This window comes from Maribacter sedimenticola (genome assembly GCF_900188415.1).
Taxonomy (GTDB): domain Bacteria; phylum Bacteroidota; class Bacteroidia; order Flavobacteriales; family Flavobacteriaceae; genus Maribacter; species Maribacter sedimenticola.
This window is the reverse complement of record NZ_FZNV01000003.1, coordinates 174,384-187,670: the sequence shown is the minus strand read 5'-3', so window position 1 is coordinate 187,670 and position 13,287 is coordinate 174,384. Positions and strand designations below refer to the sequence as shown.

The window sequence follows — 13,287 nt, the reverse complement described above, 5'->3', positions numbered from 1 at the left end:
GAACGCTAAGTGTTAAAATTATTTGTTGTGTAAGGGCAAATAATAAGTGTGAACCTTAACAATACTGTTGAACTTGGTCAAAATCAGGATATTGTATGAGGTTCGTTATTGCTTAAGGGATAGTATTTTACGCAATAGAATCAGTATGGGTTTTGAACATGGTATATTTTAGGGTCAGCTAAAATAATTTTAATGTCTAATACCCAAGATTTAAATACACCTACATTTAATTTTAGACATCTACCAAGGTTAATGGTAGATACCTTTAAGGCATGGATGGCTAAAGAACCATTTCAAATAAGTGCCGTAATTGCTTATTACGCTATACTTTCATTACCAGGTCTTTTAATATTGATTTTGGAACTGGTAGGAGGTATATGGGGAAAAGAAATTGTGCGAGGAGAATTATTCGCCGAGATTTCATCTGCTATGGGGCCGGAAACCGCACAATCTATCCAAGAAATGATTGCAGATAGAGGTAGCGAAAATACCTCCGTAATTGCCACGATTTTAGGGGTTGGGGTTCTCATTTATGGTGCGACCGGAGTATTTTATCAATTACAAAATGCGTTGAACGATATTTGGAATGCAAAACCAAAATATACCAATGAAGTACTTTCTACACTTTTCATGCGGTTAAAAGGATTTGGTTTCATACTTATATTTGGTTTTTTATTGCTTATTAGTTTTGTACTTACTTCATTTTTATCCGCTTTTTCAGCTCATTTGTCCAGATTGTTGCCAGAAGGCATGTTAGCTTTAGGTTTTGTTTTGGATATTCTATTGTCACTCACATTTATCTACTTGTTGTTTGGCGCAATGTTCAAGTATTTGCCCAGTACCCATGTACGTTGGAAGGCGGTTAAAGTAGGGGCCGCATTGACCACTTTTTCATTTTTAATTGGAAAATATGCTTTGGCTTTCTATTTTGGAAAGGCAGAGCCTGGGTCAACATATGGAGCCGCCGGAAGCATAATTTTGGTCATGCTCTGGGTTTCGTACTCTAGCTTGATCGTTACATTTGGTGCACAATTCACCAAAATATATTCGGACAAATATGTGAAAAGGGACTAGACCTTTTTCATCTTTTCCGCAATTTCTTTTAGGCACAAGTTACCTAAACTTCCTTCATGGGTATGATGTATATCCCTTTTTGGTGAAAATGTACCTTCCTGAATTTCCATACCCATTTTTTTATAGGCGTCCCTAAACGGCATACCATTTTGCACAAGCTCGTTAAGGGTGTCCACACTAAATAGATAGTCATATTTAGGGTCTTCCAGAATAGCAGTGTTAACTTGTATTTCCTTAAGGCTGAAAGTAAGTATTTCAATACAGGCTTTCATATCCTGAATGGCAGGTACAATAATTTCCTTTACCAATTGTAGGTCCCTATGATATCCGCTGGGAAGATTGTTGATGACTAATGTCAATTGATTGGGAATGGATTGGAGTTTGTTGCATTTACCCCTTATCAATTCAAATACATCCGGATTTTTTTTGTGCGGCATTATACTTGAGCCTGTGGTCAACTCGTCCGGAAAAGAAATAAAATTAAAGTTCTGACTCATGTAAAGGCATATGTCCATAGCCATTTTAGAGAGGGTTGCGGCAATATTTGCCAAGCCAAAGGCTGCAGCTTTTTCTGCCTTTCCACGGCTCATTTGAGCTGCTACAACATTATATTTCATTGTCTCAAAGCCCATTTCCTTTGTGGTGAAACTACGGTCTATATCAAAAGAGCTTCCATATCCTGCGGCACTTCCCAACGGGTTTTGGTCCGCTACTTTAAAAGCGGCCTCTATAAAATATAGGTCGTCTATTAAACTTTCAGCATAGGCAGAGAACCAAAGCCCAAAAGAGGACGGCATGGCTATTTGTAGGTGGGTATAACCAGGCAATAGTACCTCCTTGTGTTCTTCCGCCTTTACTATTAAAAGGTTGAACAAGGACTTTGTCATTGTCTTAATTTCTTTCAGTTCATCTTTTAAATAAAGATGCATGGCCACTAAAACCTGATCGTTTCTTGATCGTGCGGTATGTATTTTTTTACCGGTATCTCCTAGGCTCAAAGTAAGCATGTATTCAATTTTTGAATGCATGTCCTCAAAGGATTTTTCTATGGAAAACGTACCTTTTTCAATTCTGGCAGCAATTAAATCTAGCTCATCTACCAATTCCTTGGTTTCCTTAGTGGTCAACAAACCAATTTTGCCTAGCATTTTAGCATGGGCTTTTGAGGCTATGACATCATATTTTGCCAAGTGAAGGTCTAACTCCCTATCATTGCCCACTGTAAAATGGTCTATTTTTTTATCCGTGCTAAATCCTTTATCCCAAAGTTTCATAATTCAATTTCAATTAGTAGTTCAAATATCATATTTAAATATGCTATCCGTACAGTATGGTATGTTAATTCTAAGTGAACTGCCTATTGCAAAAATCCTTTTAATAATTTAATATACAAATCTATGCCTTCCTCAATTTCATGAACATAAATAAATTCATTGGCAGAATGGGAACGTGTACTATCACCTGGTCCTAATTTTAAGGATTGACAACTTAATGCCGCCTGATCGGACAGGGTGGGAGAGCCGTAAGTGGACCTTCCCAACGCAATACCGGATTGTACCAAAGGATGGTCCTTGTCTATTTTAGAAGAGTTTAAACGTAAAGACCGTTCCTTGATAGAACAAGGGGCCTCTTTCTTCAAAATATCTGCTATTTCCTTATTTGAATATGCATCGTTAACCCGTACATCTATGACTAAATCTACATGTGCAGGCACTACGTTGTGCTGGGTACCGGCATTAATTTGGGTAACGGTCAATTTTACATCTCCAAGTGCCTCTGACGTTTTTTTGAATTTATAATTCTTGAACCATTTGAGTGCATCAATTGTATTATAGATTGCATTGTCCGTATTAGGATGTGCGGCATGTGATGGGGTACCTTTTACCACAGCATCAAAAACGACCAAACCTTTTTCCGCTATGGCTAACTGCATAAGGGTAGGTTCTCCAACAATGGCCACGTCAATTGGTGGAAGTTTGGGCAATAGCCCCCTAAGACTATTTTCCCCGGCATTTTCCTCTTCTGCGGAAGCCACCATTAAAATGTTATGGTTGAGGTTTTCGGCCTCGTAAAAATTAACGAATGTAGCCAAAAGTGATACCAATGGTCCGCCGGCATCATTACTTCCAAGTCCAAATAACTTACCATCCTCTATATGAGGGTCAAACGGATTTTTGGTATAGGCCGTATTTGGTTTAACCGTATCATGGTGAGAGTTTAGAAGCAGTGTTGGTTTACTATCATCCCAATATTTATTTTTGGCAATTACGTTGTTTATATCTCTCTCGGTTGGGATATTATAACTGGCCAACCAAGCCTGTATGGCAGCTGCGGTCTTATCCTCTTCTTTGGAGAAAGATTCTATTGCAATTAAATTTTTAAGTAATTCAAGTGCGCTTTTCGTAAGTTGTTCTTGATTCATTTTAAAGCGTTATGGTAGTGAACAGTTCTGCGTTTTTTTGGAGCATGCCCACATCTCCCAAGCATACCTTTGCAACATTGTGCTCTAATGCATGAAAGCAGTTATGTAGCTTGGGCAACATGCCATCGGCAATGATACCTTTGTCCAAAAGTTCCTTATAGGTTGTTGTGTTTATATGTTCTATGACCGAATTTTCGTCCTCTATATGCATTAAAACCCCTTTTTTCTCAAAACAATAATATAGTATAACTTCATAATAAGATGCCATTGCAATGGAAATTTCAGCGGCTATGGTATCTGCATTCGTATTTAGTAACTGACCTTTTCCATCATGGGAAATAGCACAGAAAACAGGCGTGATTCCTGTACCCAATAAATTAGCGATCATTTTGGAATTTATCCCGTCAATATCGCCAACAAAACCATAATCTATCTCTTTGACAGGTCTTTTATGAGCTTGAATGCTATTGCCGTCCGCGCCGCTCATACCTAAGGCATTAATACCTTTGGACTGAAGTTGGGCTACAATTTTTTTATTGGCCAAACCAGCATACACCATGGTAATGACATCTACGGTTTCTTTGTCCGTAATACGTCTGCCATCTACCATATTAGATGGTATGCCCAATCTAGTGGACAATTTGGTGGCTAATTTTCCACCTCCATGAATCAATACTTTTGGTCCTTTTAATTTAGAAAAGGAATTCAAAAATTGGTCTAGGGCATGGTCATCCTCAATAACGTTACCACCAATTTTAACTATGGAAACTACTTCTTTCATGTTATGTGTTTATTTTACCTCCATCAATGGTCATTGCAGAACCTGTAATCCAAGACGCATCTTCAGAAACCAGGAACAACGCTAGGTTGGCAACATCACTAGCTTTTCCAAGCCTATTTAAAAGTGTACTCTTGCCGGCATTTTCCACGGCCTTGGAAGGATCGTTGAACGCTTTGGCGGAATCATGTAGCAATGGGGTGTCTACAGGTCCTGGACACATGGCATTTACCCTAATGCTTGGGGCGTACTCTACCGCCATTTGGCGCATTAAGGCAAGAGAACCCGCCTTTGAGGCACAATATGCTGGATGTTGCGGAAAACTTTTATAGGCGGCTATAGAGGCATTGATAAGTATTGAACTTCCCGGTTGCTTTTGCAATTCTGGAATAGCATATTTTGAAAGGAGAAATATAGAGGAAAGGTTGGTATGTAACGTGGTATTCCATACGTGTTCCTCTAAATCTGTGACACTACCTATACCTAAAATTCCGGCATTCAAGGAAAGGATATCCAATCTTCCAAATCGTTCCACGGCTAACCGCACAAGTTGTTCGTTATAGGTACCAATGCTTACATCACCATTTAAAAACAGGGCCTGATCTCCTAGTTCCTTTGCCAACTTTTTACCACGTTCAATATTCCTGCCAGATAATACAACGCTGGCGCCATTGGCAACAAAGGATCTTGCAATGGCTTTGCCCATGCCGCTGGTTGCCCCTGTTACTATCGCTACCTTATGTTCAAGTTTATGGCCCACGTTAGTCTTTTAAATTCTCCAGTATTTTTTTTAGTACCAACTGCGCCGCATAGGTCCTATTGTTTGCCTGCTCAATGACCAAAGATTGGTCACTGTCCAAAATTTCATCTGCTACCACTACATTTCTACGTACGGGTAGGCAATGCATAAATTTTGCCTTGCCTAATTTCTTAAGCGTCATTTGCCAGTTTGGGTCTTGCGATTTTATTTGACCATAATCGTTATAGCTGCTCCAGTTTTTTACATAAACAAAATCGGCGTTTTCTAAAGCTTTTTCTTGGTCGTGCTCAATAGTACAATCTTTTGTGATGTTAGGGTCTAGTTCATATCCTTTTGGGTGGGTGATTACAAACTCCGCATGTTGTTTCTGCATCATTTGCACAAAGGAATTGGCTACGGCGTGCGGTAAGGATCTAGGGTGGGGAGCCCAAGATAAGACCACTTTAGGATTGTTTTTAAAATTATGTTCTTCCATGGTAATGGCATCGGTAAGGGCCTGTAACGGATGCCCAACGGAACTTTCCATGTTAACGATGGGAACATTGGCATATTTTTTAAATCCGTTCAATACTTCTTCCGCTTCATCTAGTTTCTTATCTACCAAACCGGCAAATGCACGTATGGCAATGATATCACAATATTGGGAAATTACTTGCGCCGCCTCTTTTATATGTTCAGATGTGCCTTGGTCCATAATAGTGCCATCGGCATATTCCAACGCCCACCCTTCGCTTCCAAAATTCATTACAATCACATCCATACCCAAATTCATTGCGGCCTTTTGTGTGCTTAATCGTGTACGTAGAGAATTGTTGAAAAATAGGAGTCCGATTGTCTTATCGCTACCAAGTTTCTTAAATTTTTTAGGGTCTTTTTTTAATGATATGGCTTCTTTTACCCAATTGGACAATACATCTATATCATTTATGGAAAGGTAATTCTTCATGCTTTTATTTTTGTAAATACACTTTTGTTTTCAATAGCATCTATTATGAAATTATCCGCAAGGCCATTGGTGATCCAAGTTTCTATGCCTGCGTTCTTAGCAATTGTTGCGGCATCTATCTTAGACTGCATACCCCCGGTACCGTGTGTGGATTTAGAGTCGCCAATTTCTTGGCTCAACTCATCAAGATCGGATACACTAGTAATGGTTTTGGGAGTATTGCTGGCCAACGAGACCTTAGTGTAAATACCATCCGTATTGGTCGCGATTATTAAAATATCTGCTGCAAGAAGGGCAGCGGTTAGACCGGCCAATTTATCATTGTCCCCAAACTTGATTTCATCTGTAGCAACGGTATCGTTCTCGTTGATTATGGGGATAAAGTTATTGGCGACCAAAACGTTAATGGTGTTCTTAATATTTATTTTTGAACCTTCTTTTTCAAAGTCAGAATAGGATAAAAGGCATTGGGAGGTAAATAAGCCCAATTCACGGAAATTTTCCTGGAAAATCCTCATAAGATGTGGTTGTCCTATGGATGCAAGAGCTTGCTTGACATTAATTTCCTCGCCATTATGTTCTAGTTTTACAAATTGCTTTGCTGCGGCTATAGCTCCGGAACTCACAATGATGAATTCATATTGGTCCTTTAATGCCGCAATTTGCCTTCCTATATCCTCAATTTTACCACGAGAAATATGGTCAGTATCCTTGGTTAGGGTATTGGAACCAATTTTTAATAAAATTCTCTTTTTCAACATGCTTCTTTGCTTTTAGTCTTAACTATTAGCCGTTTTTTAGGTTTCGATTGCGCATAACCCGACACTATTATCATTTATTTTACGAACAACGAACAACGAACAACGAACAACGAACAACGAACAACGAATCACTTATCTAATCTGTCCGTTTCCTTTTACATACCATTTGTTAGTCACCAAATGCTGCAAGCCTATAGGGCCGCGTTGGTGTAACTTATCCGTACTGATAGCAAGCTCACCACCTAGACCAAATTGCCCACCGTCCGTAAATCTGGTAGATGCATTGTGGTAAACTGCGGCACTATCCACAGATTGCATAAAAACCGATGCTTCTTCTTCATTTACGGTTATTATGGCAGCCGAATGGCCACCTCCATACGTATTGATGTGTTGTATGGCCTCATCTACATCAGGTACTTGTCCTATTACAATTTTGTAATCTAAAAATTCCTCATGCCAAACTGATTCATTGTCCATTTTGGTCGTTCCTTCCAAGCCTGCCAATTTTGCGTCGGTTATGATATCCACGTTATATTTTCTTAGGGTCTGTACCAAATGATTTAAGAATTCCATTTTTCGAGGTAAATCTCTGGAAATAATTACTTTATCCACGGCGTTGCAAGCGGAAATTTTAGTGGTCTTGGCATTTACAATAACATCGAGTGCCATTTGCAGGTCTGCCTCATGTGAGACATAGACAAAATTATTGCCCCGCCCGCTCACAATAACTGGACATTGTGCATGTGTCTTAACAAAAGCAATGAGTTTTTCACCACCCCTTGGTACGATCAGATCTAGCTTTTGGGAAGGGTTTTCCAAAAACCGCTGTGTTTCTTCCCTAGAATAATTTAAATATGTTACCCATTCCTTGGAACAGTCACAGGCCTCTAAGGCCTTATGCCAAAGGTTGACCAGTACCAAATTGGAATTCAACGATTCCTTACCTCCTTTTAATAGTATTTTATTTCCTGATTTAAACGCAATTCCTGCAGCCTCAATAGTAACATCTGGCCGAGATTCGTAAATAATCATTATGGTTCCAAAAGGAGCCGTTCTATTGCTTATCTCCAATCCGTTATCATGGGTAAACTGAAAACGCTCTACATGTAGCGGATCATCCTGTGCGGCCAATTGCTTTAAGGAAAGTATCATTTCCCCCACCTTTTTTTTATTGACCTTTAAACGGTCTGTCATTGCAAGGTCCCCAGATTCAAAAGAAGTTAAATCTTTGTCGTTGGCGGATATTAAAATGGATTCTTCTTGCCTTACCAATTCTGCCATGCGCAACAATACCGCATTTCGTTTTTCAAGGCTTAGGATCTTACTCATGATAATGCGGTTTTGAGGGCCACAAAGAACGCATCTAGATGTTGTTCCGTGATATTCAGGGCCGGTAATATTCTTAAAACGGTTTTATCCTTGGCACCACCAGTAAAGAGATGATGTTCATGTATCAATTTCTTGCGTAATTCCGCTACTTGAAAATCGAACTCCAAACCAAGCATTAAACCTCTTCCTTTTACTCGTTTTACATGCGGTATTTCTGTTGCCTTTTGCCTAAAATAATGTCCAAGCTTTTCTGCATTGGCAATTAAATTTTCCTTTTCAATGACTTCCAATACGGCCAAGGTTGCGGTACATGCCAAATGGTTACCTCCAAACGTTGTACCTAACATACCGTATTTAGCTTTAATGCTCTCATGAATTAAAATTCCGCCAACAGGGAAACCGTTGCCCATACCTTTTGCAATGCTGATAATATCCGGCTTAATGTTATGATGTTGAAAACCAAAGAATTTACCGCTTCTGCCAAATCCACATTGTACTTCATCTGCAATTAACATGACATTGTTCTCTTTGCACAAAGCGGCCACGTTTTGGTAAAATTCCGTAGTAGGTTCGTCCAGACCGCCAACACCCTGTATAGATTCAATTATAACTGCACAGATATTTTTTTTGACAATTTCATTCTCAAAACTTTTAATATCGTTGAGCGTTAAAAAAGTAACTTTTTGTTGTTGGTTAATAGGGGCGTTGATCGAGGGGTTATCCGTTGCGGCCACCGCGGCAGAGGTACGTCCATGAAAACCATTGTTAAAAGCAATGACCTTGGATTTACCGGTAACAAATGATGCCATTTTTAGGGCATTCTCATTTGCCTCTGCCCCAGAATTGCACATAAATAAGTTATAATCCTCGCAATTGGATACCGCACCCAATTTTTCCGCTAACTCTTCTTGTAATGGATTTTGAACGGCGTTACTGTAAAATCCTATTTTATCCAACTGATCTTTTAGCCGTTTTACATAGTGTGGGTGCGTGTGGCCAATGGAGATTACGGCATGACCGCCATAAAAATCCAAATATTCCTGTCCTTTTTCATCCGTCACTACAATACCTTGAGCAGAGACCGGGGTTACATTATATAAAGGGTAAACGTCAAATAATTTCATATTTTATCACTTTTCGCTAATAGCTCATATTTAATTTTAAGCAGGCATGTTTGTTACGCTCAGCTATTCTTAAACTCGGTAATTTTGTCAAAAGATGCCACTATTCCCCTTATTAGGGATGAGCTTAGTCCTTGGTGCTCCATTTCGTTCAGGCCTTTTATGGTACATCCCATGGGCGTGGTAACCCTATCGATTTCCTCTTCCGGATGATTGCCAGATTCAATAAGAAGGCTTGCAGCTCCGTTACAGGTGTGCATAGCTAATTCCTGTGCTTCATGGGCATCAAACCCTAATTGTATGGCCCCTTGGGTAGTGGCACGTATCAAGCGCATCCAAAAAGCGATCCCGCTTGCACAGATAACGGTTGCCGCCTGCATTTGACTTTCAGGAATTTCCATGGAATGTCCCATTCTATTGAAAATTGCCTTTGCAAGCTCAACCCTTTTCTTACCTTTTTCATTACTACAGATACAGGTCATGGATTTGCCGACCGAAATAGCCGTGTTGGGCATACTCCTAATAATATAATGGTCCTTTCCTATGACGGCCTCGATCTTTGCAATTCCAAAACCGGTAATGGTAGAAATCAACACATGGTTGTCTGTCAATAGATCCTTTACGCTTTCCAAAATTTCAGCAAAATGTACGGGTTGTACGGCAAATATTAAGATATCAGATCGTTGTACGGCCAGTCTATTGTCATCCGTTACGGTAACCTTATCGTATTTTTCAAAATCGGCAATGGACTTTATATCCCGTTTGGTCAAATACATACTGGTGGCGCCATTGCTGTTCAAAATACCCGTGGCTATTGAAAGTCCTAAGTTTCCAGCTCCTATAATTGCTATTTTCATGTTAGTGTCGTTGTTTTATCAAGGGCAGATTAATCGGTACAAAACGGTTACAATATTATGTATTTGGCTTTGTACAAAATGCCCAATGCTTAATTATGTTAAAATACGCCCGCTTTTAAATTAAGGCCCAAGTTCTCTTCCAATCCAAAAATTAAGTTCATGTTCTGTACCGCTTGCCCAGATGCACCTTTTAATAAGTTATCTATGGCAGAAGTAATCAATAGCACATCATCATGTTTATGTAAATGGATGTGACACTGATTTGTATTTACCACTTGTTTTAAATTGATGGGCTCATCTGATATTTGGGTGAACACCGCATTCTTATAAAATTCCCGATAGATTTTTTTAGCATCCTCTAAACTGCCCTCATATTTGGTATAAGAAGTTGCCAAAATACCACGGGTAAAATTCCCTCTATTGGGCATAAAATACAGATTACCAGTATCTTTTTGAAATGAATGTAAGCTCTCGTTGATTTCCCCTAAATGCTGATGTGTAAAAGGCTTGTACCAGCTTACATTATTATTTCTCCATGAAAAGTGCGATGTGGCAGACGGACTAACACCTGCGCCAGTACTACCGGTTACAGCATTTATATGTACTTCATTGTCCAACAACCCGGCATTTGCCAATGGAAGCAATGCCAATTGGATAGCAGTTGCAAAACAACCTGGATTAGCAATATATTTTGCATTTTCAATTTCGGATTTGAATAATTCCGGTAAACCATAAACAAACTCTTTACCATTGAAATTGGCATAGGCGTGTAATCTAAAATCATTGCTCAAATCTATGATAACGGTATCTTTTGAAAAATGATGCTCGTTTAAAAATGCGGTAGAATTACCATGGCCTAAACATAGAAAAACAACGTTTACATTTAGATTTACATTACCCGTAAACGCTATATCAGTAACTCCCAATAGATCTGGATGAGCCGTTGTCACCTTTTTGCCAGCTCTAGTAGTACTGAATACAAAATCGATTTCCGTTGCCGGATGATTTAATAAGATGCGAATAAGCTCACCTCCCGTATAACCAGAACCACCAATAATACCTGCTTTAATCATAATTTTATTTTCTGAATAAGTATCAAGTATCAAGTATCAAGTATCAAGTAATAAGTATTAAGTACGAAGTACTTTATCCAATATTTTAAATTTTCACTTAATACTTTGTACTCATTACTTAATACTATTTTTTTCCTAACTCCTAACTCCTAACTCCTAACTCCTAACTCCTAACTCCTAACTCCTAACTCCTAACTCCTAACTCCTAATTATTTATTCCCATTTACATGGTTGTAGATTTTACCGGAATTTGAAAGAATCTTAATAAATCCTTTAGCGTCATCTGCTGTCCATCCTTTATTGACCTCGCCATATTTGCCAAAAGCATCGGTCATTAAATCATGTTTAGATGAAATACCGTGTAACCTAAATTGAAATGGATATAAGCCTACAAATACATCTCCAGAAACCGTTTTTTGGGTATCTGTCAAGAAGGTTTCTATGTTGCGCATTACAGCATCTAGGTAATTACCTTCATGCAATAGCATACCATAGAAATTCCCTTGTTGCTCTTTTTGATATTGTTGCCATTTTGTAAGCGTATGTTTCTCTAATAAGTGGTGTGCTTTTATGATAATTAAGGATGCAGGAGCCTCAAAACCAACCCTACCTTTAGTGCCTATAATAGTATCACCAACGTGAATATCCCTGCCAATGGCATATTTAGATGCCAAAGCCTCTAGTTTTTCAATATTTGCAACGGGGTTGTCTTTTGCGCCATCTATAGCAACCAATTCGCCATTTTCAAAAGTAAGTTTCACCTCTGTAGGGTTCTTTTCCTGTAATTGGCTTGGGTAGGCACTATCTGGTAAAGGTTTTTCTGAAGTTAATGTCTCTTCACCACCAACAGAAGTACCCCAAAGTCCTCTATTGATAGAGTATTTTGCTTTTTCCCAAGGATAATCTACACCGTTTTCTTTTAGGTACGCTATCTCTTCTTCCCTAGCTAGTTTATTATCTCTGATCGGAGTGATGATTTCAATTTCTGGGGCAATGATCTGGAAAATCATATCAAAACGTACTTGGTCATTACCCGCGCCTGTACTACCGTGGGCAATATAGCCAGCCCCTATTTTTTTAGCGTAGTTAACAATTTCTATGGCCTGTACAATTCGTTCTGCACTTACGGAAAGTGGGTAGGTATTGTTTTTAAGTACATTGCCATAAATAAGATACTTTACTACTTTATCATAAAAGGTCTGTACGGCATCTATAGAGGTATAAGAAGAAGCGCCCAGTTCAATAGCTTTCTTTTCAATTTCCTTTATTTCCTCTACAGAGAAACCTCCTGTGTTCACGCTTACTGCATGAACTTCAAATCCTTTGTCTTTTGATAAATGCTTGGCGCAATAAGAAGTATCCAATCCGCCGCTGTATGCTAGTACTAATTTTTTCATTGTATGATGTTCAATTCCGGCAAGCCGGATATTTATTTATTTTGGTTCTATAGGTTCAGTGTTGAGAGGTTAGAAGAAAGAAACTAGACTTCGATCATTAAATCTGTAATTGGTAAAAGTCATTTTAAGCTCCATAACTTCTATTCTCTTATTTCTTTTTCAAGAACAGACTTTCCTTTATACTCTTTAACCTGGTAAATGCCTTTCCGTTCATTTGCTTTCCTTCTTCCGGTTTTTTCTTATGTGCAGGATCGTAAAGCATACCGGTGCATAGGCACATTTTTTGTTCCGTACGTGTAAGAATATCAAAGTTCTTGCATGTTTGACAGCCTTTCCAAAATTCTGGATCATCAGTAAGTTCAGAAAAGGTTACCGGTTTATAGCCAAGCTCATAGTTGATTTTCATAACGGCCAAACCTGTGGTAATGCCAAAGATTTTGGCATCTGGGAATTTCTTTCTGCTAAGTTCAAATACCTTGGCCTTTATTTTTTTGGCAAGTCCTTGACCACGATAGTCCGGGTGTACTATAAGGCCGGAATTTGCTACAAATTTTTCGTGTCCCCAAACCTCTATATAGCAGAAACCTGCAAATTTTTCTCCGTCCAAGGCTAATATAGCATTGCCGTTGGAAAGTTTTTTTTGGATATATTCCGGGGTACGTTTAGCAATTCCGGTACCACGGATCTTTGCAGATTCTGCAATGGTATCGCAAATGTCTTGTGCGTATTTAAAATGTGATTCGTTAGCAACAATTAAGTTCATTGCCAA

At 38.9% G+C, this 13,287-nt stretch carries 13 protein-coding genes; 1 reads left to right on the top strand and 12 read right to left on the bottom strand.

All coding sequences use genetic code 11. The annotated features are described in order from the left end of the window. Positions 1 to 192: 192 nt before the first annotated feature. Positions 193 to 1,074, top strand: a complete 882-nt coding sequence (locus CHB68_RS10235) for a YihY/virulence factor BrkB family protein (RefSeq protein ID WP_089260788.1) — start codon at positions 193 to 195, stop codon at positions 1,072 to 1,074. On the opposite strand, the gene argH is transcribed toward CHB68_RS10235, so the two are convergent. The 12 genes from argH to CHB68_RS10175 all read right to left on the bottom strand — a co-directional run bounded on the left by argH (position 1,071) and on the right by CHB68_RS10175 (position 13,281). Beyond that, positions 1,071 to 2,348 (bottom strand): argininosuccinate lyase, encoded by a 1,278-nt coding sequence (gene argH / locus CHB68_RS10230; RefSeq protein ID WP_089260787.1) that lies wholly within the window; start codon positions 2,346 to 2,348, stop codon positions 1,071 to 1,073. The two genes, CHB68_RS10235 and argH, sit on opposite strands and share 4 nt — an antisense overlap. Before the next feature lie 83 nt (positions 2,349 to 2,431). Then, entirely contained in the window at positions 2,432 to 3,496 is a 1,065-nt protein-coding gene (locus tag CHB68_RS10225) for a M20 family metallo-hydrolase (RefSeq protein ID WP_089260786.1), read from the bottom strand. A 1-nt stretch (position 3,497) separates the two neighbouring features. Further along, entirely contained in the window at positions 3,498 to 4,277 is a 780-nt protein-coding gene (gene argB / locus CHB68_RS10220) for an acetylglutamate kinase (protein WP_089260785.1), read from the bottom strand. Position 4,278: 1 nt separating this feature from the next. Next, positions 4,279 to 5,034: an SDR family NAD(P)-dependent oxidoreductase gene (locus CHB68_RS10215; RefSeq protein WP_245838908.1), complete on the bottom strand. Its 756-nt coding sequence runs from the start codon at positions 5,032 to 5,034 to the stop codon at positions 4,279 to 4,281. Position 5,035: 1 nt separating this feature from the next. Then, positions 5,036 to 5,980 carry a Rossmann-fold NAD(P)-binding domain-containing protein gene (locus CHB68_RS10210; protein ID WP_089260784.1) on the bottom strand — a complete coding sequence of 315 codons (945 nt, stop codon included), beginning with the start codon at positions 5,978 to 5,980 and terminating at the stop codon, positions 5,036 to 5,038. Further along, the gene (gene proB, locus CHB68_RS10205; protein WP_089260783.1) at positions 5,977 to 6,741 is read right to left on the bottom strand and encodes a glutamate 5-kinase; all 765 of its coding nucleotides are present in this window, start codon (positions 6,739 to 6,741) and stop codon (positions 5,977 to 5,979) included. The genes CHB68_RS10210 and proB overlap by 4 nt, the downstream gene beginning before the upstream one ends. Positions 6,742 to 6,873: 132 nt before the next feature. After that, the gene (locus CHB68_RS10200) at positions 6,874 to 8,070 is read right to left on the bottom strand and encodes a glutamate-5-semialdehyde dehydrogenase (protein WP_089260782.1); all 1,197 of its coding nucleotides are present in this window, start codon (positions 8,068 to 8,070) and stop codon (positions 6,874 to 6,876) included. Next, entirely contained in the window at positions 8,067 to 9,194 is a 1,128-nt protein-coding gene (locus CHB68_RS10195) for an aspartate aminotransferase family protein (RefSeq protein WP_089260781.1), read from the bottom strand. Before CHB68_RS10195 ends, CHB68_RS10200 begins: the two co-directional genes overlap by 4 nt. Before the next feature lie 59 nt (positions 9,195 to 9,253). Then, entirely contained in the window at positions 9,254 to 10,048 is a 795-nt protein-coding gene (gene proC / locus CHB68_RS10190; protein ID WP_089260780.1) for a pyrroline-5-carboxylate reductase, read from the bottom strand. Positions 10,049 to 10,146: 98 nt separating this feature from the next. Continuing rightward, on the bottom strand, positions 10,147 to 11,121 hold the full coding sequence (gene argC, locus CHB68_RS10185) for an N-acetyl-gamma-glutamyl-phosphate reductase (protein WP_089260779.1): 975 nt from the start codon (positions 11,119 to 11,121) through the stop codon (positions 10,147 to 10,149). A gap of 209 nt (positions 11,122 to 11,330) precedes the next feature. Beyond that, positions 11,331 to 12,518: an argininosuccinate synthase gene (locus CHB68_RS10180; protein WP_089260778.1), complete on the bottom strand. Its 1,188-nt coding sequence runs from the start codon at positions 12,516 to 12,518 to the stop codon at positions 11,331 to 11,333. Positions 12,519 to 12,666: 148 nt separating this feature from the next. Then, entirely contained in the window at positions 12,667 to 13,281 is a 615-nt protein-coding gene (locus CHB68_RS10175) for a GNAT family N-acetyltransferase (RefSeq protein ID WP_089260777.1), read from the bottom strand. Positions 13,282 to 13,287: the final 6 nt, after the last annotated feature.